This window comes from Vreelandella sp. L-25 (genome assembly GCF_056857535.1).
Genome location: NZ_JBSXNH010000068.1, coordinates 1 through 24,363, shown reverse-complemented (window position 1 = coordinate 24,363; position 24,363 = coordinate 1). Strand labels below are relative to the sequence as shown.

The following is a 24,363-nucleotide window of genomic DNA, read 5'->3' as shown; positions in this document are numbered from 1 at the left end:
GGGTTTAAGGAGGCATTGCGTGGTAAAACAAAACTTTTCCGAGTTCGAGCTCATCGTAATTCGCAGCCAGAATGAACTCGGAACAGCTGTTCTGCTTGTGTTAGCTTGGATTGCTGCCAGCGATGGTTCCGTAGACGAAAGAGAGGCGAAGCAATTATCCGAAATATCTGTTGCCTCGAAGCACGGTCACGAGGTCGAGCCACTACTACGCTTAGTTAAAAACCCCGACATAAAAGCGATTCAACTCGCATGTGAAATCGTTGCTAGGCATTTTCGGGGTGACAAGGCTAGGCTGTTTTTGGAAATGGCGATTGGAATGTCAATCGCAGATGGCTACTTGCTGCCAACGGAAAATTACATTCTCAGACTTCTGGCAGATTTACTAGCGGTTGACAGCGTTGGATTGAATTCTTTATTTGAAGAAGTAACAGGCCAAGGAATACCAGACCCATCGGATATAAGCTCATCAGGCTACTGGAGAAGCAGAGAAGAATCCAAAGCAAAATCTGATCAAAAATCAAGCCGAGAAGAAAGGGCCAGATCAACCCCTCATTCGAGTAAATCTGCCCAAGCGTATGCGGTTCTAGGATTGGAGCCAGGGGCCAGTAGAGAGGAAATACGAAAAGCATTTAGACGCTTAGCGCAGATTCACCATCCAGACAGATTCTCGTCGCTAGGAGAGGAGTCGGTAGCCGCAGCTACAACAACCTTTCAACGGATCAACGAGGCTTACAAACACTTGGTGAAGTATGCGTAATTTGTATAAACGCCTTGGTATTGAGCCTTCGGCCTCGGAGCAGGAAATAAAAGCTGCAATAGCGAGGTGCACTAACTCAACCATCAAAACTGATGGTTCCGAGGTGCTGCTCAATCCGTCGAGGCGTCGGAACTATGATCGAGTTCATAGAACCCTATGCGATATCGGAATTCTTCGCGCTCACCTTGGATTAAGCCACGGAAACAACTGGGGGAGCCCTGAATCCGATGATTTTCGCGTTGAGCCAACTCACGGCCTCTCTTTATATGATGATCTCGTCGCTAAGATCAAGCGCTTAAATAAAAAATCCAAAGGTGATGGCTTTGTAAATTCAATTAAAGATTTCATTGCAGGAATCTTTCGGCTCGCTGCTGTCTTTGGGTCGATAGCGGGCGTAATCTGGATAATATCCATTTGGGATGATAGTTCTCGCTCGTCCAACGCGCCCCGCAGCAGCTATTCGCCCCCTTCGCAGCCGGCTTTTAATGAGCCAGCGCTTCAGCTCCCGCAATCGGGTACCATCCGTCGATATACATCTCGGGCAGGCGTCGCCCCGCTAGAAATAAAAACAAGCGCAGGCTCCAACTATTTGGTTAAGCTCGAAGATGTTTCTAGCGGAAGTAACATACTGGACGTATTTATTCGCGGCGGTTCAACAATAGAAATAGAAGTTCCTTTGGGAACATACCGTTTAAAGTACGCGGCAGGCCAAACATGGTATGGATGCAAGCATTATTTTGGGCCTTCAACTGGATACAGCAAAGCTGATTCCAATTTTAGGTTCTACAACGATGGCTATAGGGTCAGTGGCTACACCGTCACTTTGTATCAAGTGCGCGATGGCAACCTCAGTACAAGCCGATTGTCACCGGGACAATTTTAGCCCGTGTACAGGTTGAGCCCTAACAAGTGCATGGAGTGGGACGTTTTTTCCGCTACGCGCTTCGCGCTGCACTCCAAAAACGCCCCTCATACACGGCGTTATGTGCCAAAAATGAGGAAAATATGAATAGTGACTTAAACGACTTAATTGACAAGTACCGGTCTGACAATGAATCCGTATTCAATACGTGGTTTATTAATAATGACGAAAGACTAAAAGCCTTTCGTTCAATACGCCGTGGTGTTCAAAGTGTAATCAATGATATTAAAAATAAGGAATTTGGGAATGACTACAAAGGTTCATCGTTAGAGTTTGTTTTAAACTGTATCACAGAACAAAAACAAGTTTTCATTGGAGCATCGCATGCTTTTTACTGGAAACCAAAGTTAAGAATTCCAGACATTTATGAAAATGAAGAAAATAAAATGTCTTTTGGTCAATTTCTTGAAAATTGCTTCGCAGCCAAAAATGAAGAGCAAATCCTAAAGGAAATAATCAACCTAGATGAGAAGAAAATAAAGGGTCTTGGTCCGGCAGTGGCAAACATTTTATATTTCCTTCATCCTGAAATAATCCCTCCATTTAATACAGCAATAGTCAATGGTTTTAATCATTTATTCAAAGAAAAAGTTAAACTTGGTTCCTGGACTGAATACCTTCGTATGCGTGAGGTCATTTTACAAAAAAACAATAAGCATAAAAAATCACTGTCAAAAGATTTAGGTGCAATTTCAGGCTTGCTGTTTGACATTGGTGTAAAAAAAATAATGGTTGGCGACGAAGGAAGTCTTTCGGAAAAAGAAAAAGCAAAGATTGAAAACCTTCTCAAAAAAAGGCACAAAGAAGTAACCAGTGAAAGAGAGCAAGAAAACTTGCATACTGAAATGCAATACCATTTATTGAAGATCGGAAAAGCTTTAGGGTATCAAGTAATTAGTGCTTCTAATGATCGTTCTAGAAATTTTCAAGGAAAAAACTTTTCATCCTTGTGCCTCCCTTGTTTCCCTGAAATTAATGTAGAAAAAGAAACAAAAAATACAATTGCATTAATCGATGTAATTTGGTTTGAAAATAATACAAAGAATATTGTTTGCGCTTTTGAAGTTGAAAAAAGTACCTCAATCTATTCGGGAATACTCAGGCTGACTGACCTATATCACTCGTTTCCAGAAAACCCTTCCTCTTTATTTTTAATAATACCTGACAATAGAGAAAAAGAGCTGTTGCTACAGTTAAGCAGGCCATCAATTAAATCCAACGGAACTAAAATTCACTATATTAAATTTTCAGTCCTGAAAGAAAATTGCGAAGCAATCTGTAAGTTTGGAACAGGAAAAGAAACTCTACTAAAAATAGCGAACCAATAAGAACAGGCACATAACAAACTAATCAACCGGACGGAAAATACGTCTGTGCTAAATTGAAAAGCAAAACCAAATTGCGGTGGTGTTCGGGCCGTTCGTCGCCGCCGGTTATCATGAACCGTTAACAGTATCTAGGCTGGTGCCTTGACAATAATTATTATGTAACTACAATGTAGTTATGAGCCATTATTCCTTTGACTGGGATCCTCGCAAGGATGCCGCTAATCGCAAGAAGCATGACGTCTCGTTCCAGGAGGCCAAAACTGCCTTTACGGATGAGTTCGCACGTCTCATAGCTGACCCAGACCATTCTGAAGAGGAGGACCGGTTCATTCTCCTCGGTACAAGCATTCATTCTCGCTTACTGGTGGTGTGCCACTGCGTTAGGGACGGTGAGGTTATTCGAATTATCTCCGCCCGTAAGGCAAATAGGCGAGAACGAAATACTTATGAAGGGTACAGACATGCGTGATCATTACGATTTTTCCGAATCCGTCAAGAGTCCATACGCCAAGAAGCTCAAGAAGCAGGTTACGATCCGGCTGGATGAAGATACCGTTGCGTACTTTAAGAATCTTGCTGAGCAAAAAGACCTACCTTATCAGAGTCTTATCAACCTCTACCTACGTGATTGCGCTCAGTCACACAAAGATCTGAAAATTGAGTGGAAGTGAACTGTTAACAAGCGGCTTCTGGCGGACAGGCCAAAGCTCCGGCCAAAAAACGGCCTCCACTTTGCCCTGCCGCAGAGCCGGGCGTAAAATTTTTTGCCTAACCTCGCAGACTATGCTGTAATACGTTGTAGTCACTAGGTATGAGGGGCATAGTCATGAGCGTCACCACAGTTCGCCTTCAAGCAGAAGTTGAACAGCATCTGGAAGCAATCGCCAGCAGGCTACACCGTAGCAAAGGCTGGGTAATTAACCAGGCATTGTCGGAATACATAGAAAAGCAGCAGCTTGAGCAAGAGCGGTGGAAACAAACGTTAGAGGCAATGGAGTCTGCTGCCCAAGGCAAGGTTGTTGATGCCAGCGAGGTCCACAGTTGGCTTAATAGCTGGGGAACCGAAAACGAGCAAGATGCGCCGAGGTCAGGTAAGTGAAACTGGTTTACACCGACGAAGCCGTTGAAGACTTGAAGCGCCTAAGGGAGTTTATCGCCGTTCACAACCCCTCTGCGGCAGGCAGGATAGCCACAGAACTGGTTAGCAAAATCGAATTACTACCAGGCTTCCCCAGAATGGGAACACCGGTTGAAATGGCACCGGTACCGGATTCCATCCGCGACATGGTCTTTGGCAAATACGTTGTTCGCTATTCCGTACATGTGAGCGCCATCATTATTCTAAGGGTATGGCACGAGCTGGAAGGTGAACGATAGCAATTTAATCAGCCGCTGTTGTCGGACAGTTTTTCCACCGCTGCGCGGTTCCAAACCTGCCGCAAAGCTTCGCGTTAGACTTGCAAGAGAACATCGCGCATCGTGATGTCGTTTTAACAACCGGAGACATGCCATGGTCAAAGTAGCCTTGTTCGTTCGCCTTGAAGCGAAACCCGGAAAAGAGAAAGAGGTTGAGAACTTCCTTGTGAGTGGCCTTCCCATCGTCAATGAGGAGCCTGACACCACTGCGTGGTTTGGCATTCGCCTTGGACCAAGCACTTTCGGAATCTTTGATGCTTTCCCGGATGAAGCGGGTCGGCAGGCCCATCTCTCCGGCAAGGTCGCAGCCGCGTTGATGGAAAAGGCAGGTGAGTTGTTCTCCGAGCCCCCGTCCATAGAAAACGTTGATGTACTTGCGGCAAAGCTACCTGGCTAGCAAGCCTAACAATTCGTTCAAGCCGAGACCGCTTCGCGGCCTCGGCTTGGTGCCGTGGTATCGTTGCACCCGCCTCGGCCGCGTGCGCGGTCCGGCTTAACTCAGGTGTTAACTGTCAAAAGGAATATGCCATGTACAAGGAGTTTGAAAATCCGCTTCCGCCTAAATTCGGCCGAATGTTTGTCGGCAACGATGCGAAATTGAACCAGGGGCCGCCGAGACCAAATGACACCGTGACGATTCGGGCGGGAGATTCCATAGACTTCTATATCCTTGTCGAAGAATGCGCCCCCGATCTCGTTAGCGGTGAACTAGTGGGTATTGGCCCAGATCCCAGATGGGAATACCAAGGCTGGTCCTATGGAGGCAAGATAAAGGTTCCAGAGTCAGCAGTTACGGCGATAATTCGGGCAGATTAATCAGTTAACCAAGCGGTCAACCGGACCCCAAAAGCGTGCCGCTTTTGGTTCCCTCCGTTGCGCTCCGGCGCCGGTTACCTCAGCGTTAGGGCTTACTGCGTCCCAGCCAATAGCCAGGTTTTCGGGAATGGTGAGCAACCGCAATGACTATAGCCTCTTCTGGCAGTTCAATGGCGACTATATCGTATGGGAAGCGCTCCAGAATCAGGCGTCTTGCACCGGTATCGCCGGCTTCTTTGGGGAGAGGTGATAAAGGGAGGAAGTCTTCTTCAATAACGTCGATAGCTGCATCAACAGCAGCGAAAAACTCGGCTCCGAGTCCAGGCTGCTCATATTCATACCATGCTGCTGCCTCTATCGCTTCCTGCGAGGCCTCTTCCAGTATCCTTACCTTTCGCACTGTTACTGGCCCAACCTCGCTCTCATCTTTGATCGAAATTCTTCACGGCTGAGCAGCGTGGCTTTTCCGCTTTTGACATTGGACACACGGCGAACAATTTCATCGTTCCACGCCTGTTCTACCGAGTCGTCACGGGGGCCGTCCAGACTCATTATGAGCTCCCGAGCCAACGCTGCACGTTCCGACTCGGAGAGAGTCGAAATCTGGGAGCGTAGGTGGTCTAATGTTTCGGTAGCCATGGAGCCTCCGCAAATGACGATACGATTATGCTATCCCTATTCAAAGGCCCTAACAAGACCAGGCACGGCGACGGCTACTACATTCCGGCTTCGCCTACATTCCGTAGCCGCGCATGCTGGCTGGCGTTAGCCAGGGCGCTCGTCTTGACGTACGTACCTAGAGGCGTACACTTTGGTGAAAAGTTAAACACGCAAGAGGTGCGTCATGGCCGGAATCACAGCAACTGAGGCGCGCAGCAACCTTTATCGGTTGATTGACGAGACCGCCGAGTCCCACCAACCAATCGTCATTATGGGTAAGCGGAATAAAGCTGTTCTGGTATCCGAAGAGGACTGGTCTGCCATTCAGGAAACACTTTACCTGCTCTCCGTGCCAGGTATGCGGGAGTCTATTCGTGAGGGGATGGATACCCCGGTCGAGGAATGTGATGAGGAGCTGGACTGGTGACATGGAAGTTGGTTTACACCAAGCAAGCCCAGAAAGATGCAAAAAAGTTGGCCTCCAGCGGCCTCAAACCAAAAGCCCAGGAACTGTTAGCGTTAATAGCGGAAGATCCTTATCACAAGCCGCCTCCGTTTGAGAAGCTAATTGGTGATCTTGCGGGGGCCTATTCGCGCCGCATTAATATTCAGCATCGCCTGGTCTACCAAGTACTGGAGGACGAGCAAGTGGTGAAAGTCCTCAGACTCTGGAGCCACTACGATTAATGCATAATCAGTGGTGATACCGGAGCTGGGCGATAAGCAAAGCGTCATCCGTGACTTTGTAAGCTATTCGGTGTTCTTCGTTGATCCGGCGAGACCAGTACCCGGCGAGGCTGTGTTTGAGGGGCTCTGGTTTGCCAACACCTTCGAACGGTTCTCGTTTGGTCTCTTTGATCAGTTTGTTGATTCGGTTAAGTATCTTTTTGTCGGTTTTCTGCCAGTACAGATAGTCTTCCCAGGCGTTCTCGGAGAAGATGAGTTTCATTCAAGAAGTTCCTTTTCTTGACCACCGCCTTGCTCCAGCTCGGCAACGGATTCCAGCAAACGCCGTGCGTTTTTTGGTGCGCGCAGAAGGTATGCAGTCTCTTGCAGCGCCTCGTAGTCCTCTAGGGAGATCATTACCACGGACTGCGACTTGTTCCGGGTGATGATCACAGGGGAATGGTCTTCACAGACCTGCTCCATGGTTTTTGCTAGATTGGTTCTAGCGGCTGTGTAGCTAATGGCATCCATAAGGTTGCTCCTGTACAGGATGTTGACCCTGGTCAGGATACTGTACACAGAAAGATTTAACAATCGGCTGCACAGCGACCGATTTTTCGCCGCTTTGCGGCTCCAAACCGGCGCGTGATCCGGGAGGCGGATAACGGCACCCGGAAGTGCCCCTGCTCCAAGCGCTTGGCCCACAGGCAATAACCGGTGGCGGTAAAATACAGCATCTTCATCTGAGTCTTGCGCCGATTGACAAAGGCGAAATACTGGCTCGCCCGCAGGATGCGCTGCATATGAGCCAGCTGCGCCACTGGCTGCAGCAAGACTTTGGCCCTTCAGCACCATCACCAAGGACGACGCCATGATTCAACCGGTTATTCTGAGCGGTGGCAGCGGCACCCGGCTTTGGCCGCTCTCCCGCGAGCAGATGCCCAAACAGTTTTTGCACTTAACCGGCGAGCAGAGCCTGCTTCAGCAAACGCTCACCCGCCTTGAGGGCTTGACGACGCTACCGCCGATGCTGATAGGCCACCACTCGCACCGGTTCTTAATGGCCGAGCAACTTCGCGAAGTTCAGCAAAAGGGCCAGATCGTACTAGAGCCAGCAGGGCGCAATACCGCCCCGGCGATTGCCTGCGCGGCACTGCTGGCAAGGCAAACGGGCGAAGACCCGCTGCTGCTGGTATTACCTGCAGACCACGTGATAGGCGATGCGCTAGCGTTTACCGATAGCGTGCAGCGTGCTGAACCGCTCGCGGAGCAGGGCTATTTGGTCACCTTTGGCGTGGTGCCGACGCACCCAGAAACCGGCTACGGCTACATTGCCTGTGGCAATGCGCTGGGGGCAGGGCACCATCTGGAGGCGTTCATCGAAAAACCCGCGCTAGAGCGCGCCAAAGCATTGCTTGAGCAGGGCGATACGCTTTGGAATAGCGGTATGTTCTTGCTGCGTGCCTCCCGCTATTTGGCGGAACTTGAACGGCTTCAGCCAGACATGCTGGCCGCCTGCCAAGAAGCCGTAGCCCGCGCCCACCGTGATTTGGATTTTCTGCGCTTGGACGAGCAGGCGTTCCAGCGCTGCCCCAGCGAATCGATCGATTACGCGGTCATGGAGCACTGCTCCCAGGCTGCCGTGGTGCCTTTGGATGCCCAATGGGGCGATATAGGCAGCTTCGATGCGCTGATGGCGACCCATACGCCTGATACAGCGGGCAATGTGGTCACCGGGGATGGGGTGTTGAGCGATACTCAGCGCTCGTTAGTGGTAGCGAACCACCGATTGGTGGCCACACTTGGCGTTGAAGACCTGATCGTGGTGGAAACCTCGGACAGTGTACTGGTGGCCCATCGCGACAAGGCGCAGGGCGTTAAGCAGCTTGTCGCGGCGCTGACCCAGGCTGGGCGCAGCGAGCCGCATACCTCGCCGCAGGTACACCGCCCTTGGGGCAGCTTTCAAGCCATGAACAGCGGCGAGCGCTACCAAGTGAAGCATATTACCGTGCGCCCTGGGGCGCGGCTTTCGCTACAGCGCCACCACCACCGCGCGGAGCACTGGGTGGTGGTCAGCGGCACGGCTAAGGTGACGCTGGATGAACGCACGTTTTTGGTCAGCGAGAACCAGTCCACTTACATTCCCATTGGCGCACTGCACCGTTTGGAGAACCCGGGCAAAATCCCACTGGAGCTGATCGAGGTACAGTCCGGCAGTTACCTGGGCGAGGATGATATCGAGCGGTTGGATGACGTGTACGCTCGCCACAGCGATGAGTAATTGAGCGCACTTACCAGAGCCAGCTACCGGGCCGTGCCGGTGGTTGGCCTTTACGCACCGCCACCCAACCGATAATGCAGCGCACGCCTAGCCATACCACCAGCAGCGGCCAGAGCAGTGTCCCGATAAAGATCAGGCTCAGGGTAAACGTGACGATAAAGTAGAGGCTGCCGATCCAGAACGTGCGGATGAGGTAGCGGTAGTGGGCCTGTAGCCAAGGCGCTGCTTCTTTGCGATAGACATAGGCGATAATCACACCGATCAATAGCGTGACATTAGCCGTGACCAGCCCTGCTAAATAGAGGGCATAAATAATTTGCGTGGGACGCGTATCCTGTTTGGGGAGGTACTGCTCAGTCATGCCCATCCTCACTTAATAGAGACGGAAATCGTTGGCGTTAGGCAGCCCTTGCTGCTCTTCCACTACTTTGCGGTAGCGTTTGTACTCCCACTGATACTGCGCCGGATCCAGGGCAATGGAGGCTTCAACGCTGGCATTCACGCCGGTAGCTGACTCTGTATCATCAGCGCTATACACCCGCTCGTCAGCGTCTAGGAAGTGGATCTCGAAGCCTTTGCCAGGAATACGCAGGGCCACACCGGTGACCACCCGTGCCTGTGTGCGCGCCACCAGCTTGGGTAACAGCGTCGCGGTATAGGAATCGCGGCCATAGAACGGCGCAAACACGCCGCTACCCCAGTCCGGCTCTTGGTCCGGCAAAATACCAATGGCCTCGCTACGTTTCAGCGCTTTGAGCAGCGCCGCCACGCCCCGTGGGTTAGTGGGCACGAGCTTTGCCCCCATGCGCTCGCGGCCATGGCGGATAATCGGCTCCAGCCCTGCGATTTTGGGCGGCTCGTACATAGCGGTAAACGGAAAGTGGCTGGAAAGCCAAAAGTTCAGCACTTCCCAGTTTCCAAAGTGAGGAGCAAGCACGATCACGCCGCGCCCCTCGGCCCGGGCGCTATCCAGCTTGTCGCGGCCATGTACCGCTAGAATGCTGGCTTCTACCTTCTCGGGCGGGGCCATCCAGGCGTGACCGAGTTCCAGCATCGTCGCGGTGGAGTGCTGTAGGCTCTGTTTGGCCAGGGATTGCCGTTGATTGGCAGGCGCGTCGGGGTAGACCACCTTCAGATTGATCTCGGTTACCTTGCGCTCGCGTTTGCTAAAGCGATACACCTGCGGGCCGACCAGAGCCGCAATGCGCCAGAGCCAGCGCACCGGCCAGCGGGAGAGCGTGCGCCATAGCGTTGCAATGGCACGGGCTTGAAAGCGCGATGCAGGGGGAGTTGCCTGTTCGGTCATGGATTACAGTAGCCAGCTATCGACATTGGAGGGCGCGCGCTTCTCCTGCAGCCCTTTAAAGCCCTTTACGCAGCGCACGATAAACCACACGACCAACGCCAACAGCATGGGGAAGCCAACAAGAATCAGGGTAAGCAGCGTAGCGATACTGCCGTAGAGCAGGCCAATCCAGAAGGTGCGGATCTGATAGCGGTAGTGCTCATCTAGCCATACTGGACCTTTGCCGCGGTAGACATAAGCAATAATCACGCCGATTAGTGACGTAAAACCCAACACAAAGCTTGCCAGGTAGAGAGCGTAAATCACCATGGCCATGGTGGTGTCTGGGGCGGGGGAGGTCTCTTCCGACGAAGTGTGGTGGTTAACCACTTCGCCTTCCAATGGGGCGTCATCACGCATGGGCGTACCTTTTCTATTCAGTTTAATTCGAGCATCCTGCGGACACCTTCTCTGCGCGCTATGATAGCGTGGGCAGTGCGACTTATCACCCGCAGGCCACCCACGCCTAGGGTTGAGCGCTTAACGCGCTGCCGGGCGGCAGATTTCCAGCAGGTTGCCGTCGGGGTCGCGCAGGTAAATCGACTCGATGGGGCCGCTGGCACCCTGGCGGGCCACGGGGCCAAGCTCGACCTCGATGGCCAGTGCATCCAGGTGCTGCTTAAACTCGTCCAGCGGTAGCTGGCAGCGCAGGCATAAATCCAGGCTGCCCGGTGTCGGCGTGGCTGAAATGGGCGCGATATCGGTATCGGTTTGGTGCAAGCGCAGGGCCGTGTCACCCAGCATCAAGTCAACGCGCTGAGCGTCCCGATAGCGTACATCCAGGCCTAATACACGAGAGTAAAAATCCACTGCGCGACCCATATCGGTCACGGTAACCACAAGATGATCCAGACCTGAGAGCATGCCTCTTTCCTTAATACAAACGTAAAACCAGAGAATACGATGATGCGACGCTGTCCGCTATGCCACGCGCAGGAGTCTGCGCTGTACCACCAAGACCGTCGCCGTGATTACTACCAGTGTGCCACGTGTGCGCTAGTGTTTGTGCCTAGCGAGCAGCATTTAACCGCTGCCGCCGAAAAAGCCGAGTACGACCAGCACCAAAACTCGCCGCAGGATACGGGATATCGGCGCTTTTTGGGGCGTTTATTTAATCCGTTGGCAACAAAGCTAGCTCCTGGCGCAAGAGGGCTGGATTTTGGCTGCGGCCCTGGGCCAACGCTCTCGGTGATGTTTGAGGAAGCGGGCTTTGATATAGATGTGTATGACATCTTTTACGCGCCCCATGCCGCGAATCTGACTCGCCAGTATGACTTCATTACCGCCACCGAAGTAGTGGAGCACTTGGCGGCACCGGGCGAGGCGCTGAACCAGCGGGTCGCGCAACTGCTACCCGGAGGCTATCTTGGGCTGATGACCAAGCGAGTGACGAGCCAGCAAGCCTTCGCCCGCTGGCACTATATTAACGACCCAACCCACGTGTGCTTTTTTAGTGAAGCGACCTTCCGCTGGTGGGCGGCTGAACAGGGTTTAACAGTCGAATTTACTGGCAACGACGTGGTAATTTTTAGAAAACACTAATCTGCTTGCTATAAGGGCGAAAAAGCATTGACTTTGCGCCTATGGAAGCAATAATTGCGCGCCCGTTTTCTTGCCTGTTTGATGTGATGGCGTGTTAACGGCAACGATTCATCCATTGAGCAAGGTGAGGTACGCATGTCGCGGCAACTGCTGGCCATGGCGTTAGCGCCCCTACTAGGGCTGTTTATTCTTGGGATTGGCAATGGCTTTCTCGCCACGCTGATTACCGTGCGCTTAGACGCAGCAGGTGAATCGGCGACGGTGATCGGGATTGTCTCGTCAGCCTATTTCATCGGCCTGGCCCTGGGGGCCATGTTTAATGATCGCCTGTTGCTGCGCATTGGCCATATTCGTGCTTACGGCAGTTTTGCATCGCTGGTGGCCGTCACCGTGCTGTTGCAGGGGTTGTTCTTCGACCCTTGGGCGTGGTTTGCCCTGCGCCTGGTGGGCGGTTGGGCCACGGTAGGCGTCTATCTGGTCATCGAGAGCTGGCTGTTGACCGCGGGCGACCAGAAAGTGCGTGGCCGCCTGCTGGCACTGTACATGATCTCCCTTTACGCCGCTGGGGTGCTGGGGCAGCTTATGCTCGGTGTCACCAGCGCCATGGGCGACACCGCGCCCTTTATGGTGATTGGCCTGTTGGCGTCGCTCTCGGTACTGCCGATGGCGATGATTCCCCGCGTGTCGCCGCTCATCGAACACGCCGAGCCGCTACCGCCTCTCCGCTTGATTACCATGACACCCACCGGCGTGATGGGCAGTCTAGGTTCCGGCATGGTGGTGGCCGCTGCTTATACGCTGCTGCCGCTTTATCTACAGCGCATTGGTATGAGCGTAAACGAGGTAGGTCAGATGATGGCCGTGCTCGTCCTTGGCGCGATGTTGCTGCAGTACCCCATTGGCCGCTGGTCGGATCGCCATGATCGCCAAATGGTGCTGATTGGTATCAGCGCCTTCTGCGTAGTGATTTCAGCGGCCATGCTGTGGTTGCCGCTCTCCACGCCGCTGCTCGCCGTGCTGCTCTTTTTGCTGGGCGGCGGCGTCTTTGCGCTTTACCCGGTGGCCGTTAGTCATGCCGCCGACCGCGCGCCTGCCGGTGCACTGGTGCGCATGAGCCAAGGCCTTTTGTTGATTAACTCGATTGGTGCCACCATCAGCCCGCTGATGATCTCGCCGGTGATGACCGCCATGGGCGATGCTGGCTTGTTCTGGGCGTTTGGCTCACTGAGTCTATTCTTCGTGCTGTTCTTCGGCTGGCGTCGTAGTGTTCGCCCGGCACCGGTACCGGTGGCACCGTTTACGGCCACTGCGCCGATGACCGCCGCAGGTGCTGAGCTGGTGGTGACCGAGGAGCTGGTACAAGGGGCGCTTGAGCACGAGCACCTGGAAGACCTGTCTGACGTTGTGCCTGAGGTCGACGTGGCCGAACCCGTAGTAGGGCCGCCTCAGGAAGACGAGAGCCATATTACCTATTACGACGATGTAGAAACCGAGGTGCGTCGGTAGGTGAACTGCAATATCGAGTAAGGTGAGACCTTGGGCTAATGGTGTGGCGAAAGTAGGGAAACTACTATCAGCGATAGTGTTTTTACTATTTCACCGCATTTGCCTGGGGTTTTGCCATGAATTATTACGCCGCGCCGGTCCGAGATCTGCGCTTTGTGCTCGAAGAGATGTTAGCGCACCGCTCCTTGGCGTTGCCGGGGTTTGAAGAGGCGACGCCTGATCTCGTCGAGGCTGTGCTGGAAGAGGCTGCGAAACTGGCGGGCGATGTCTGGGGCCCGCTCAACAGCACGGGCGACCGCCAGGGGGCTAAGCGCCATACTGATGGCAGCGTCACCACTCCTGAAGGCTTTGCCGCCGCCTATCAAGCGTATGTGGAGGGCGGCTGGAACGGTATTGGCGTGTCTGAAGAGCTGGGCGGGCAGAACCTACCCGAAGTGGTTGCCAGTGCGGTGCAGGAGATGCTCCACGGCGCGAACATGGCGTTAGGGCTATGCCCGATGCTCACCGCCGGTGCCATCGAGGCGCTGGCCCATCACGGCAGCGATGCCTTAAAAGCGACCTACCTGCCCAAGCTGGTTGAGGGCTCCTGGACCGGCACCATGAACCTCACCGAACCCCAGGCGGGGTCGGACCTCTCCAAAGTGCGCACCAAAGCCGTTCCGGAAGGCGATCACTACCGCATCAGCGGCCAAAAGATCTACATCACCTGGGGCGAGCACGACGCTGCCGAGAACATCATTCACCTCGTCCTTGCCCGCAAGCCCGATGCCCCGGAAGGTAATAAGGGTATTTCGCTGTTCCTGGTTCCCAAATTTCTGGTGAACGACGATGGCTCGCTTGGCGAGCGTAACGACGTCACCTGCGCCTCCATCGAGCACAAGCTCGGCATTCACGGCTCGCCCACTTGCACGCTGAGCTTTGGGGAAAACGGCGGTGCCGTAGGCTATCTGGTGGGGGAGGAGGGGCGCGGGCTCAACCACATGTTCACCATGATGAACGAGGCGCGCCATAAGGTCGGGATCCAAGGGATTGGCGTGGCCGAACGCGCCTGCCAGCACGCCTTGGCCTACGCGAATGACCGCACTCAGGGCCGCTCCCCCAAACAGCGGGGCGGCAGCGAGTGCACCATTAGCGATCACTTTGACGTGCGCCGGATGCTGCTCTCCATGCGTGCCCGTACCGATGCGCTGCGTGCCCTGGCGCTCTACTGTGCCGGGCAGTTAGATATCGCTCGCCGCGCAGAGAGCGACGCCGAACGCCAAGCCGCTCAGGCCTGCGCCGATGTTCTGATCCCGATTGTGAAGAGTTTCTCGACCGACCAAGCGGTGGATATCGCCTCCATGGGCGTGCAGGTACACGGCGGCATGGGGTACGTGGAAGAGACCGGCGCGGCCCAGCTATTGCGGGATGCGCGCATTGCGCCTATCTATGAAGGCACCAACGGCATTCAAGCGCTGGACTTGGCCGGCCGAAAACTGCAGCGAGACGGCGGTGCGGCACTCTCTGCGCTGATCGATGACGTGCATAAAACGGCCGAAGCGCTGCGGGGTGAAGCGTCGCTGGCCAGCATGGGCAGTGCGCTTGCGGCGGGCGCTGACGACCTGCGCGCCGCCATGGCCTTGGTACTGGAGCAGGGCAGCGACCCTGAACACGGTCCCGATGCCGTACAGGCGTACGCCACGCCGCTGTTGAACCTTGCCGGGCACGTACTGTGCGCTTGGCAAATGGGCATTGCAGCGCTGCATGCCCAACAGGCTGTAGACGGCGGCAGCGATGAGCCGTTTTACCGCGCCAAACTGTGCAGCGCCGAGTTTGCCATTCACCAATGGCTGCCGGTTGGCCGCGCCCAGCGTGCCGTGATTGAGGCTGGTTGGCACTGTTTTAGCCAGTTCGATAGCGCGGCTCACTAACGCCACCGCCGCCTTATGGGCGGCGGTATTCGTTATAAGTGTCCGATAATAAAACGTCCTATAACAACAGCGAGAGTGCAGGAACCGATCATGACCTCCATCTTTGAACAAGACTTACCGCCAACCGCTGCCAACCATGTGCCGCTCTCGCCGCTCACCTTTATCGAGCGCTCGGCGGCCATCTATCCCGATTATCCGGCTGTGGTGCATGGCACGACGCGCCGCACCTGGGCCGAGACCTGGACACGCTGCCGCCAGCTAGCCTCAGCGCTGGAAAAGCGCGACATTCAACCTGGGCAAACGGTGGCCGCCATGCTGCCCAATATTCCCGCGATGTTCGAGGCTCACTTCGGCGTGCCGCTGGCGGGCTGCGTGCTGAATACGCTCAATATTCGCCTCGATGCCGACGCCATTAGCTATATGCTGGCCCACGGCGAAGCCAAGGTGATTCTGGTAGACCCTGAGTTTGCCGAGGTGATTCAAGCGGCGGTTGCCAAGTTGGAAAGCAAGCCGCTGATTATCGATGTGGCCGACCCGGAATTTTTGGGCGAGACCCAAGGCATTGGCGAGCTGGAGTACGAAGCGCTACTGGCCGAGGGCGACCCTGATTACGCCTACCGGCTGCCCAGCGACGAGTGGCAGGCGATTTCGCTGAACTACACCTCCGGCACCACTGGCAAGCCCAAGGGCGTGGTGTATCACCATCGCGGTGCCTACCTGAACGCGGTGAGCAACATTCTCGAGTGGGCCATGCCGCACCATCCTGTCTACCTGTGGACGCTACCGATGTTCCACTGTAACGGCTGGTGCTTCCCCTGGACCATTGCCGCCAATGCAGGCGTCAGCGTTTGCTTACGCAAGGTAGACCCCAAACGCATTACCGATTTGATCGCTGCAGAGGGCGTCACTCACTTTAGCGGTGCGCCGATCGTGCTCAATGGGCTGGTGAACCTGCCCGCCGAACAGAAGCGGGTGTTCGATCATCCGGTGAAGGTGACCACCGCCGGGGCCGCGCCGCCTGCCTCGGTGATAGCCGGGGTGGAAAAGCTGGGCATTGAAGTGACCCACGTTTATGGCCTGACGGAAGTATATGGCCCGGTCACGGTATGTGCCTGGCACGCGGCCTGGGACGAACTGCCGCTGGAGTCGCGGGCCAAACTCAAGTCACGCCAGGGCGTGCGCTACCACATGCTGGAAGCGCTCTGCGTCGCTGATCCGGTCACGCTGGAACCCGTTGCCAAGGATGGCCAAACCATCGGCGAAATCCTGATGCGCGGCAACAACGTGATGAAGGGATATCTCAAAAACGCCGAGGCCACGGAAAAAGCGCTGGAGGGCGGCTGGTACCACACGGGTGACTTGGCGGTATGGCACGCCGACGGCTATATCGAGATTAAAGATCGCTCGAAAGATATCATCATCTCGGGCGGTGAAAACATCTCCACCATTGAAGTCGAAGATGCCATTTACAGCCATCCAGCGGTGGAAGAGGCCGCCGTGGTCGCGAAGCCGGATGAAAAGTGGGGCGAAACGCCCTGTGCGTTTGTTAAGTTAAAAATTGGCTACGGCGAGGTCACCGAGGCGGATATTATCGCCCACTGCCGTAAGCATCTCGCGAGCTTTAAAGTGCCTAAGACGGTGATTTTTAGCGAGCTGCCCAAAACATCGACGGGCAAAATTCAAAAATTCGTGCTGCGCGAAGAAGCCAAACAGCACCAGTCAGAGGAACAGCAATGAGCGAACAACGGATTGGCGTGGTAGGCGCAGGCACCATGGGGCAGGGCATTGCCCAAGTGGTGGCCGCGAGTGGCTTTAACGTTCGGCTGTACGATGTCGCCGACGAGCAGCTCACCCGCGCCAAAAATGCAATCGATAAAGGGCTCGAGAAGCTTGTTGCCAAAGAGAAGATGAGCGAAGAGGGCAAGCAAGAAGCACTGGCTCGACTCTCTACCACCACGGCGCTAGATGCGCTGAGCGACTGCAGCGTGATTATCGAAGCCGCCCCTGAGCAGCCTGCTCTGAAAGAGAAGCTGTTTCGGGATCTTAGCCATTTAAGTAGCGACGCTATTCTGGCGTCGAACACGTCGTCTCTATCACTGACTCGGCTGGCGGCGGTCTGCGAGCGCCCTGAGCGGGTGGTAGGCATGCACTTCTTCAACCCGGTGCCGGTACTCAAGTTGGTCGAGGTGATCCGCGCCGAGCAGACCTCGGATGCCACCGTAGAGCGCATCGAAGCGCTGACCAAGGCGCTGGGCAAAACCGCAGTGCCGGTGGGCGATGCGCCAGGCTTTGCCGTGAACCGTTTGCTGGTGCCGATGATCAACGAGGCCGCGTTTATCGTGCAGGAAGGCACCGCCACGCCGGAAGCCATCGATGACGCCATGAAGCTGGGTGCCGCCCACCCCATGGGGCCGCTGGCGCTGGCGGATTTGATTGGCCTGGATGTGTGCTTGGCGATCATGGAGGTGCTGCAGGAAGGTTTTGGCGATCCCAAGTACCGCCCCTGCCCGCTGCTCAAGCGCATGGTGGCCGCAGGCTATCTGGGCCGCAAGAGTGGCCGTGGGTTCTATATCTACGAATAGCAGGCTGCGAGCTTAGGGGGGGCGACAAAAGAAGTGATTGCCACCCAACCAAGCGTTCGCTAGGGTTGAGTGGTAACCACTTCTACGCGCAATAACAATTAAGGAGCCGCCATGAGCGACGCAGTGATCGAGAAGGTTGATAACGATGGCGTGGTACGCCTGACCATTAATCGCCCCAAAGCCTTGAACGCGCTGAACAGCGAAGTGCTCAGCGCTTTGGAAGCGTATTTAGTCGAGCTTGAAGCGCACCCCAACCTGCGGGCGGTATTGATTACCGGTGCTGGGGAAAAATCCTTTGTGGCCGGGGCAGATATCACCGAAATGCGGGATAAAACCCCCGAAGAGGCCCGCGCATTTGCCAGCCAGGCACTGCGTACCATCAAACGCCTGGAAACACTGCCCGTGCCGGTGGTCGCGCTGGTGAACGGGTTTTGCCTTGGCGGCGGCTGCGAACTGGCGCTGGCCTGCGACTGGGCCGTCGCCAGCGACAACGCCATCTTCGGCCAGCCGGAAGTCCTGCTAGGCGTCATTCCCGGCTTTGGCGGCACCCAGCGTTTGCCGCGCCGAGTCGGTCCCGCCATGGCCATCGACCTGGTGACGACCGGGCGCAAGATCGATGCCCAGGAAGCGCTGCGCATCGGTCTCGTCAACCGGGTAATGCCCCAGGCCGAGCTTGAGAACTATGTTGAAGAGCTTACCAAGCAGCTGAAGGGTAACGGGCCGCAGTCGGTGCGCGGCGCCAAGCAGGCCGTGCATGACGGCATGGACCAGGACCTCGATAGCGCCCTGGCGCTGGAAACCAGCCTGTTTGCCTTCTGCTTTGCAGGCCAGGAGCAGAAAGAGGGCATGAGCGCCTTTGTCGAAAAGCGTAAACCCAATTTCTAAGCTCTCTTTTTTCTAAGCTCTCTTTTTTCGAGTTTTACTTATTTGAGGGGTGGCGCACGCGTCACCCCTTATTTTATTCTCAGGCTTACTATTTCTTACTATGCCGGAGTGACCGCGATGCAGTGGGCCGCCTTTCTTCTTGCCGCGCTGGGGTTTGCCTATTTACCCGGGCCTGCGATGTTATACACCGCAGCACAAACGCTGGGACGTGGCCGACGGGCGGGCTGGTTGGCGGTGGCTGGGGTGCATCTTGGTTGCTATGTGCATGTTATCGCCGCCGCACTGGGGTTAGCGCTGCTGTTTGCGGCCATTCCACCTGCCTATCTCGCGATGAAAATCATCGGTGGACTCTATTTGCTCTGGATGGGCGTGCGTTTATGGCAACAAGGCATTCGCACGAGCAGTGACGAACTCCCGCTCGCTTCAACCAAGCGGGTACTGCGCGATAGCTTTCTGGTGGAAGTGCTTAACCCTAAAACGGCGCTTTTCTTCGTGGCGTTTCTGCCGCAATTTGTGCAGCCCGATATTGCCATGCCGGTCGCATGGCAATTGCTTTGGTTAGGCATTGCCACCAACGTGCTGTTCTCGTCAGCGGATGTGGTGGTGGTGCTATTGGCCAGCCCGCTTCGCGCATGGCTGCAAACGTCTCATGGCTCTTCCCGGTTGATTCAACGGATTGGCGGAGGCGTATTAATGGGGCTCGGAGGTAATACACTGGTGCAGGCAGCAAGATAGGGCTAGCTAATTTTATTTTCACCATAAGGAGCGCGGCATGTTTGATCTATATATCGCCAATAAGAACTACTCTTCCTGGTCGCTGCGCCCTTGGGTGCTGCTGAAAGCGCTGGAAATTCCCTTTAATGAGCATCTGATGCCCTTTGAAGGTGGCTTTGGGGATAGCTACACCACGTTCAAGCGCTTTTCGCCGTCCGGCTTGGTGCCGTGCCTAGTGGATAACGATCACAATGTCGCCGTGTGGGACTCGCTGGCGATTGTAGAGTACGTGGCGGAAACACACCCGAACGTATGGCCGCAAGAGCGTGAGGCACGGGCCTGGGCGCGCTCCGCCAGTGCCGAGATGCATAGCAGCTTTGGCGCGTTGCGGGATGAGTGTTCCATGAACTGTGGCGTGCGCGTGGCGATGAATGAACTCTCTCCTGGGCTTAACGGCAACTTGGCGCGTTTAGATGCGCTGTGGCAGGAGGGGCTTGCGCGTTTTGGCGGCCCGTTTCTGGCAGGTGAGCGCTTTACCGCGGTGGATGCGTTTTACGCCCCCGTGGCGTTTCGTATACAAACCTTCAACTTGACGCTGAGTGAAGTCTCCCTTGCTTATGTGCAGCGCCTGTTAGACCTACCCGCCATGCAAGATTGGTATGCCGCTGCGTTGAAAGAGACATGGCGTGAGCCGATGCATGAAGCAGAAACAGTGAAGTATGCCACTCTGTTGAGCGACGAACGCGCGATAGGCTAGTGCGTAGTGCGTGGATGGCTGCGCGATGATCACTCAAATCCGCTACACTGGCGCGCATATCATTAGAGAATGTTGAGATTCATGTTATGGCGCTAAGTGCTACCCCCTACAAAGTCGACGTTAACCTGACTGACCTGGATCGCAACGTCTATGAAACGTTGCGTTTCACGGTGGCCCGCCATCCCTCTGAAACGGAAGAGCGGCTGTGCGCGCGGCTGATCGCTTATATTCTCTGGTACAGCGAATCGCTGGCATTCGGGCGTGGGCTGTCCAATGTGGATGAGCCCGCCTTGTGGGAAAAAAGTCTGGATGGCCGAGTGCTGCACTGGATAGAAGTCGGCCTGCCCGATGCCGAGCGTTTAACCTGGTGTTCGCGCCGCGCTGAGCGGGTCTCGCTGCTGGCGTATGGCCGCGTGGATATCTGGGAAAGCAAGGTGCTGCCCGCCGTCGCTTCCTTGAAAAATGTGCACGTCGCTGGATTGCCGCAAGAGGCGCTGGCCACCGTGGCAGCAGGCCTACCGAGGGCGATTAACTGGGCCGTCATGATTAGTGACGGTTCGCTGTTTATCACTGATGAAAACGGCCAGCACGAGATCACCCCGCAGTGGCTATTACGGGAGCGATAGGTATTCATGTGCTAGCGTTAAATAACGGACTGGTTGCCAGTTCGTTATAACAAGGAAGTACCTCAGGGTGGGTAGGCATTGCGTGTGACATGCATAACAGAAAGTAGCTTGCTATCTATTTGCATGATTACATACAATCAACAATGTTTGTTCCCCACCCCGAGTATGTTTTGTCTACCTGCCCAGCTCTCAACTCAAGGAATGAGCCATGACGCCGTCTGTTTACTATCGCAAAACCCAAGCCCCGGCAGCTTTTTTATGTAAAGCCGTGCTGCTGTTTGTACTACCGTTCAGCCTGCTGCCCGCTATCGCGTCCGCCGACGATAGTGCGCTTTCCATTAAGCATGAAAACGATGGACTCGCCAGCAGTGATGACGGCCACTTTACCAGTGGCTTCGAGCTTAACTGGATGTTTACCCCCGAACCGCAAAGCTGGCCCCAGCGTTTAGCGGCTGCGTTGCCGGATAGTATCATCAGTCAAGCTGATCGCGCCTCCTACCGCCTAGTGCATCAAATTTATACGCCTAATGTGATTGAGCGCCGCGAGCTGATTGAGGATGACCGCCCTTACGCGGGGTTAGTGTATGGCGGTGTGTCGCTTTATGAAGATAAGCCAATGGGACGCTGGCAGCAGGCCACAGACCTGCATTTAGATGTTGGCTTATTGGGCCCTTCGTCGCTGGCAGACAGCATTCAGCGGGAAGTACACCGCGTTACTGCAAGCGATCGACCACGTGGCTGGCGCAACCAGTTAGGCGATGAAGCCATTGTTAACCTGAACCTGCGTCGCCAGTGGTGGCACGATACCCCCTTAGCGGGTAAACAGTTCTCCCATGGGCCTAGCGTGGGGGCGGCACTGGGCAACCTGTACACCTATGCCAGCGCAGGTTACAGCGTACGTTGGGGAGACGATGCCCAAGGGATTCCCACGCTGACGCCCAACCCTGGCAGCCGCCATCATCTTAACGGCACACACGGCTGGCAGTGGTACCTGTTCGCTAACGTGGAAGGTTACTACGTGGCCCATAACCTGACATTGGATGGCAATACGTTTAGAGATAGCCACTCAGTGGATCGCAACGAGTGGATTGCTGAAGCCTCTGCTGGGTTAGCGCTGGCCTGGGATGAGTGGCAGGTAACCTACGCGGCCGTTCAGCGTACCCGGGAATTTGATGGTCAGGATGAGCAGGATAAGTTTGGCGCACTGACGTTGAGCAAACGCTTCTAGATCTTAAATATAAGCGGCGGCTAGCGGCTGATTAAGGTGAAACGAGATGGCAAATAAGTACCCTCATACACCGGATGGCCGCTACTTTGTTGCCAAAGATCGGCTGTGGCGCTGTACGGACCCACGCCTAACGGACGACGAAAAACGCGGCCATGTTAAAGCGCTGATGAAGGCACGCTGGGCAGTGCGCAGCGCCCAGCAGCAAGACGATGAAGAGGCACTGCGCCAAGCGCGTGAGGCTGTGCAGGAAGCCAAAGAGGCACTAGGTGAGCGTGGCCCTTAAAGCGCAGGCTTCACCTGCTGGCCGTTCACGGGCAGCGAGCACAGTGGTAATCTTCGCCCCTTTCTTAACGCGTAAGGGCGACCTGTGAACATTAAAGCTGACCTCTCGATTCTAGATATTATTGGGCACCTGCTCATCTGGGTGTTGCTCACCATTATTACCTTTGGCATTGCGCTGTTTTTCTTTCCTTACTCCTTCGCTCGCTTCGTGATCAACCGCACCAGCGTGGTGGATAACGCAACCGGCGTAGAGCGGAAAATGGTTTGCGATATCAATATCTTCAGCAATGTTGGCCATATTATTCTGTGGATGGTGATCTCATTTCTGACCCTGGGGCTTGGCTATATTTTCTACTTTTACCGGGTGTGGAACTACGCGTTGAATAACTCTCGCCTGCAGTAATGTCAGCCCCCTCGCAAGCGAAGAGCCCCTTGCACTGCCTGCCGACCTTCGGCAGGCAGTCATTTTTTGAGAAATATTTGCATTAACGCATCTTCCTGTCCGACTCAACTCACCTTTCGCCTCCGTTGACATCCTTTGTATAGCCTCCTATATTTTCACGAATAAAAATTACTATCATTAACATTAATATTCGCTCTGGGATCTTTCACGATGAAACCTGTACCTACCTTTCGCCTGCGCACGCTGAGCGTCGCGGTTGCCTTAGCCTCGGCTGCTGCTGTGCCGGTAGTTTATGCACAAGAGAGCAGCGTCAATCTGGATACGGTTGAAGTCACCGCTGAATCGGCCGGTCTTTATGGGTACAGCGATGCTGAGCGGGAGCCCTCAGTAGGCAAGCTGGATGTGCCGCTGGCCGAACAGCCTTACTCCATGTCAGTGATCGACCAAGAGTTTATTCAGGAGAGCGGTGCCAAAAACATTCAAGATGCGCTGCTGTATACCCCCGGCGTGTACGCGGGCAACTTCGGATTCGACACTCGTGGCGACAGCGCTAAAGTGCGCGGGCTAGATGCAGGCCGCTATTTGGATGGTTTGCGCCAAGTGTATGGCTCCTACAACACCGTGCGCACCAACGTCTACGCGCTGGAGAGTGTGGAGGTGTTACGCGGGCCATCTTCCATGCTGTATGGCCAAGCTGATTTGGGCGGCATCATCAACGGCGTCTCTAAACTACCCCAAGAGGAGCGCAGCGGTGAGGTTTGGGCGCAGTACGGCTCCTACGACCGCAAGCAGCTGGCGTTGGACGTGACCGGGGCGGCCGATGAAGAGGGCGAGTTTCTTTATCGCCTCGTGGCGTTAACCCGTGACAGCGACACCCAGGTGGATCATGTGGAAGATGATGGCTATCTGTTTGCACCGTCGTTTACATGGCGCCCAAGCGACGCCACCAACATTACGCTGCTACTGAACCGCCAGGAAAACAAAGGCCAGGTATCGGCGCAGTTCCTTCCCCAGGCGGGCACGTTAGAGTCGGGTTCACTGGGCTTTATTGGCTCGGAGCGATTTGTTGGCGAGCCGGGTTGGGACCGCTACGACCGGGAAAAGATCGAAACAACGCTGTTTGTTGATCACCAGCTCAACGACAGCTGGGCGTTTGCTGCCACCGCCCGCTATACCGATTCCAGCACCGAAACCCGCGAGCACTGGGTGGATATCCCCAGCGTGCCCGATGCTAACGGCAATGTGAATCGGACCATCTTTATGGCGGATGCTCAAAGAGTTGGGTATACGGATTTAATGGTTGATTGGGCATCTTCACCCCACCAACCTGATACCACCCTCAGATGGTTGATAGATCGACCCCGTAGTTGAGTTCCTCTGCGAAGTCCGGCAGTCCGTAACCGATGGTTTTCTTGTGGAACGGAGAGACCTTTGCAGTCGGGGGCTTCTTCTTGTGCTTCGTGGTGTACAGCATTCGTGCCCGCATCACCTCGAAGGAGTAACCACGCCCTTCACGGTTCTTGTCCTTCGCCAGTCGGTTGATGGACTCCGTGTAAGCGTTGGTGACGGGCATGTCCGTCTCGAAGTAAGTCATGATCTCTTCGCGCCAGTTTCCCACTGCCCTGACCAGATCGCTCCAGACTTCCTTTTGGCCCTTCGGGATGGTGGCTATCCACTCGTCCAGGGCGGCTTCTGCCTGGAGCCGTGTGGTGGCGTCCCAGATGCCGTAGAAGCGCT

Annotated in this window: 35 protein-coding genes; 25 read left to right on the top strand and 10 right to left on the bottom strand. The window is 55.0% G+C overall.

Going from position 1 to position 24,363, the window contains the following annotated elements; translation table 11 throughout:
* The first annotated feature begins 19 nt into the window (after positions 1-19).
* The 9 genes from AC13CN_RS11080 (at position 20) to AC13CN_RS11040 (ending at position 5,239) form a co-directional block, all read left to right on the top strand.
* The gene (locus AC13CN_RS11080) at positions 20-757 is read left to right on the top strand and encodes a J domain-containing protein (protein WP_483053151.1); all 738 of its coding nucleotides are present in this window, start codon (positions 20-22) and stop codon (positions 755-757) included.
* The gene (locus AC13CN_RS11075) at positions 750-1,640 is read left to right on the top strand and encodes a hypothetical protein (protein ID WP_483053150.1); all 891 of its coding nucleotides are present in this window, start codon (positions 750-752) and stop codon (positions 1,638-1,640) included. The genes AC13CN_RS11080 and AC13CN_RS11075 overlap by 8 nt, the downstream gene beginning before the upstream one ends.
* Before the next feature lie 35 nt (positions 1,641-1,675).
* On the top strand, positions 1,676-3,007 hold the full coding sequence (locus AC13CN_RS11070) for a hypothetical protein (protein WP_483053149.1): 1,332 nt from the start codon (positions 1,676-1,678) through the stop codon (positions 3,005-3,007).
* Between the two features lie 175 nt (positions 3,008-3,182).
* The gene (locus tag AC13CN_RS11065) at positions 3,183-3,476 is read left to right on the top strand and encodes a BrnT family toxin (protein ID WP_074210915.1); all 294 of its coding nucleotides are present in this window, start codon (positions 3,183-3,185) and stop codon (positions 3,474-3,476) included.
* Entirely contained in the window at positions 3,397-3,678 is a 282-nt protein-coding gene (locus tag AC13CN_RS11060) for a BrnA antitoxin family protein (RefSeq protein ID WP_371827822.1), read from the top strand. The genes AC13CN_RS11065 and AC13CN_RS11060 overlap by 80 nt, the downstream gene beginning before the upstream one ends.
* A gap of 155 nt (positions 3,679-3,833) precedes the next feature.
* Positions 3,834-4,106 (top strand): CopG family ribbon-helix-helix protein, encoded by a 273-nt coding sequence (locus tag AC13CN_RS11055; RefSeq protein WP_054640921.1) that lies wholly within the window; start codon positions 3,834-3,836, stop codon positions 4,104-4,106.
* Positions 4,103-4,384 carry a type II toxin-antitoxin system RelE/ParE family toxin gene (locus tag AC13CN_RS11050; RefSeq protein ID WP_062359342.1) on the top strand — a complete coding sequence of 94 codons (282 nt, stop codon included), beginning with the start codon at positions 4,103-4,105 and terminating at the stop codon, positions 4,382-4,384. Before AC13CN_RS11055 ends, AC13CN_RS11050 begins: the two co-directional genes overlap by 4 nt.
* A 133-nt stretch (positions 4,385-4,517) precedes the next feature.
* A complete protein-coding gene (locus AC13CN_RS11045; protein ID WP_054640923.1) occupies positions 4,518-4,820 on the top strand; it encodes a putative quinol monooxygenase in 303 nt (100 codons plus the stop codon).
* A 131-nt stretch (positions 4,821-4,951) separates the two neighbouring features.
* On the top strand, positions 4,952-5,239 hold the full coding sequence (locus AC13CN_RS11040) for a hypothetical protein (RefSeq protein ID WP_062359341.1): 288 nt from the start codon (positions 4,952-4,954) through the stop codon (positions 5,237-5,239).
* Positions 5,240-5,324: 85 nt separating this feature from the next.
* On the opposite strand, the gene AC13CN_RS11035 is transcribed toward AC13CN_RS11040, so the two are convergent.
* Together AC13CN_RS11035 and AC13CN_RS11030 are read right to left on the bottom strand one after the other, a co-directional pair.
* Positions 5,325-5,639 (bottom strand): type II toxin-antitoxin system RelE/ParE family toxin, encoded by a 315-nt coding sequence (locus tag AC13CN_RS11035; RefSeq protein ID WP_044630801.1) that lies wholly within the window; start codon positions 5,637-5,639, stop codon positions 5,325-5,327.
* Positions 5,640-5,641: 2 nt separating this feature from the next.
* Positions 5,642-5,878 carry an addiction module protein gene (locus tag AC13CN_RS11030; RefSeq protein ID WP_054640924.1) on the bottom strand — a complete coding sequence of 79 codons (237 nt, stop codon included), beginning with the start codon at positions 5,876-5,878 and terminating at the stop codon, positions 5,642-5,644.
* Between the two features lie 205 nt (positions 5,879-6,083).
* Here AC13CN_RS11030 and AC13CN_RS11025 point away from each other — a divergent pair, with 205 nt between their 5' ends.
* Both AC13CN_RS11025 and AC13CN_RS11020 read left to right on the top strand, forming a co-directional pair.
* Complete coding sequence (locus AC13CN_RS11025; protein WP_044627930.1) at positions 6,084-6,326, top strand: type II toxin-antitoxin system Phd/YefM family antitoxin; 243 nt, start codon at positions 6,084-6,086, stop codon at positions 6,324-6,326.
* Positions 6,323-6,586 carry a Txe/YoeB family addiction module toxin gene (locus AC13CN_RS11020; RefSeq protein WP_289134705.1) on the top strand — a complete coding sequence of 88 codons (264 nt, stop codon included), beginning with the start codon at positions 6,323-6,325 and terminating at the stop codon, positions 6,584-6,586. Before AC13CN_RS11025 ends, AC13CN_RS11020 begins: the two co-directional genes overlap by 4 nt.
* A 7-nt stretch (positions 6,587-6,593) precedes the next feature.
* Here the strand turns inward: AC13CN_RS11020 and AC13CN_RS11015 are convergent, their stop codons facing one another.
* Genes AC13CN_RS11015 through tnpB form a run of 3 tightly spaced genes read right to left on the bottom strand, consistent with a single transcriptional unit; the run spans position 6,594 to position 7,368 of the window.
* Positions 6,594-6,848 carry a Txe/YoeB family addiction module toxin gene (locus AC13CN_RS11015; protein ID WP_044627928.1) on the bottom strand — a complete coding sequence of 85 codons (255 nt, stop codon included), beginning with the start codon at positions 6,846-6,848 and terminating at the stop codon, positions 6,594-6,596.
* On the bottom strand, positions 6,845-7,096 hold the full coding sequence (locus AC13CN_RS11010; protein ID WP_044627927.1) for a type II toxin-antitoxin system Phd/YefM family antitoxin: 252 nt from the start codon (positions 7,094-7,096) through the stop codon (positions 6,845-6,847). Before AC13CN_RS11010 ends, AC13CN_RS11015 begins: the two co-directional genes overlap by 4 nt.
* Positions 7,097-7,152: 56 nt before the next feature.
* Entirely contained in the window at positions 7,153-7,368 is a 216-nt protein-coding gene (tnpB, locus tag AC13CN_RS11005) for an IS66 family insertion sequence element accessory protein TnpB (protein WP_128082402.1), read from the bottom strand.
* Between the two features lie 68 nt (positions 7,369-7,436).
* Here tnpB and AC13CN_RS11000 point away from each other — a divergent pair, with 68 nt between their 5' ends.
* Positions 7,437-8,846 carry a mannose-1-phosphate guanylyltransferase/mannose-6-phosphate isomerase gene (locus AC13CN_RS11000; RefSeq protein WP_062373493.1) on the top strand — a complete coding sequence of 470 codons (1,410 nt, stop codon included), beginning with the start codon at positions 7,437-7,439 and terminating at the stop codon, positions 8,844-8,846.
* Between the two features lie 10 nt (positions 8,847-8,856).
* Here AC13CN_RS11000 and AC13CN_RS10995 read toward each other — a convergent pair whose 3' ends face one another.
* The 4 genes from AC13CN_RS10995 to AC13CN_RS10980 all read right to left on the bottom strand — a co-directional run bounded on the left by AC13CN_RS10995 (position 8,857) and on the right by AC13CN_RS10980 (position 11,055).
* Entirely contained in the window at positions 8,857-9,207 is a 351-nt protein-coding gene (locus AC13CN_RS10995) for a DUF4870 family protein (protein WP_044627925.1), read from the bottom strand.
* A gap of 12 nt (positions 9,208-9,219) precedes the next feature.
* Positions 9,220-10,152, bottom strand: a complete 933-nt coding sequence (locus AC13CN_RS10990) for a lysophospholipid acyltransferase family protein (RefSeq protein WP_062359338.1) — start codon at positions 10,150-10,152, stop codon at positions 9,220-9,222.
* Between the two features lie 3 nt (positions 10,153-10,155).
* Positions 10,156-10,551, bottom strand: coding sequence for a DUF4870 family protein (locus AC13CN_RS10985; protein ID WP_044627923.1), 396 nt, complete (start codon positions 10,549-10,551; stop codon positions 10,156-10,158).
* Between the two features lie 120 nt (positions 10,552-10,671).
* Complete coding sequence (locus tag AC13CN_RS10980; protein WP_044627922.1) at positions 10,672-11,055, bottom strand: VOC family protein; 384 nt, start codon at positions 11,053-11,055, stop codon at positions 10,672-10,674.
* A gap of 39 nt (positions 11,056-11,094) precedes the next feature.
* Here AC13CN_RS10980 and AC13CN_RS10975 point away from each other — a divergent pair, with 39 nt between their 5' ends.
* The 13 genes from AC13CN_RS10975 to AC13CN_RS10915 all read left to right on the top strand — a co-directional run bounded on the left by AC13CN_RS10975 (position 11,095) and on the right by AC13CN_RS10915 (position 23,997).
* Positions 11,095-11,733, top strand: coding sequence for a class I SAM-dependent methyltransferase (locus AC13CN_RS10975; RefSeq protein WP_137093238.1), 639 nt, complete (start codon positions 11,095-11,097; stop codon positions 11,731-11,733).
* A 135-nt stretch (positions 11,734-11,868) separates the two neighbouring features.
* A complete protein-coding gene (locus AC13CN_RS10970) occupies positions 11,869-13,239 on the top strand; it encodes an MFS transporter (protein WP_062373503.1) in 1,371 nt (456 codons plus the stop codon).
* Between the two features lie 116 nt (positions 13,240-13,355).
* The gene (locus tag AC13CN_RS10965) at positions 13,356-15,149 is read left to right on the top strand and encodes an acyl-CoA dehydrogenase (protein WP_044627919.1); all 1,794 of its coding nucleotides are present in this window, start codon (positions 13,356-13,358) and stop codon (positions 15,147-15,149) included.
* Between the two features lie 90 nt (positions 15,150-15,239).
* Positions 15,240-16,886, top strand: a complete 1,647-nt coding sequence (locus tag AC13CN_RS10960) for an acyl-CoA synthetase (RefSeq protein WP_253556882.1) — start codon at positions 15,240-15,242, stop codon at positions 16,884-16,886.
* The gene (locus AC13CN_RS10955) at positions 16,835-17,731 is read left to right on the top strand and encodes a 3-hydroxybutyryl-CoA dehydrogenase (protein ID WP_253556886.1); all 897 of its coding nucleotides are present in this window, start codon (positions 16,835-16,837) and stop codon (positions 17,729-17,731) included. Before AC13CN_RS10960 ends, AC13CN_RS10955 begins: the two co-directional genes overlap by 52 nt.
* Positions 17,732-17,842: 111 nt before the next feature.
* Positions 17,843-18,616: an enoyl-CoA hydratase-related protein gene (locus AC13CN_RS10950; protein ID WP_483053148.1), complete on the top strand. Its 774-nt coding sequence runs from the start codon at positions 17,843-17,845 to the stop codon at positions 18,614-18,616.
* Positions 18,617-18,733: 117 nt separating this feature from the next.
* Entirely contained in the window at positions 18,734-19,351 is a 618-nt protein-coding gene (locus tag AC13CN_RS10945; RefSeq protein WP_044627915.1) for a LysE family translocator, read from the top strand.
* Between the two features lie 37 nt (positions 19,352-19,388).
* A complete protein-coding gene (locus AC13CN_RS10940) occupies positions 19,389-20,087 on the top strand; it encodes a glutathione S-transferase family protein (RefSeq protein WP_483053147.1) in 699 nt (232 codons plus the stop codon).
* A gap of 86 nt (positions 20,088-20,173) precedes the next feature.
* Complete coding sequence (locus AC13CN_RS10935) at positions 20,174-20,713, top strand: YaeQ family protein (protein WP_137093229.1); 540 nt, start codon at positions 20,174-20,176, stop codon at positions 20,711-20,713.
* A gap of 208 nt (positions 20,714-20,921) precedes the next feature.
* Positions 20,922-21,941: a lipid A deacylase LpxR family protein gene (locus tag AC13CN_RS10930; RefSeq protein ID WP_082051391.1), complete on the top strand. Its 1,020-nt coding sequence runs from the start codon at positions 20,922-20,924 to the stop codon at positions 21,939-21,941.
* Positions 21,942-21,987: 46 nt separating this feature from the next.
* Positions 21,988-22,224, top strand: a complete 237-nt coding sequence (locus AC13CN_RS10925) for a hypothetical protein (protein WP_044627912.1) — start codon at positions 21,988-21,990, stop codon at positions 22,222-22,224.
* An 84-nt stretch (positions 22,225-22,308) separates the two neighbouring features.
* Complete coding sequence (locus AC13CN_RS10920) at positions 22,309-22,626, top strand: DUF6693 family protein (protein WP_044627911.1); 318 nt, start codon at positions 22,309-22,311, stop codon at positions 22,624-22,626.
* 210 nt (positions 22,627-22,836) lie between these two features.
* Positions 22,837-23,997 (top strand): TonB-dependent siderophore receptor, encoded by a 1,161-nt coding sequence (locus tag AC13CN_RS10915; RefSeq protein WP_483053146.1) that lies wholly within the window; start codon positions 22,837-22,839, stop codon positions 23,995-23,997.
* On the opposite strand, the gene AC13CN_RS10910 is transcribed toward AC13CN_RS10915, so the two are convergent.
* A partial coding sequence (locus AC13CN_RS10910) for a transposase (protein WP_483053145.1) occupies positions 23,966-24,363 on the bottom strand: 398 nt, incomplete at its 5' end. The two genes, AC13CN_RS10915 and AC13CN_RS10910, sit on opposite strands and share 32 nt — an antisense overlap.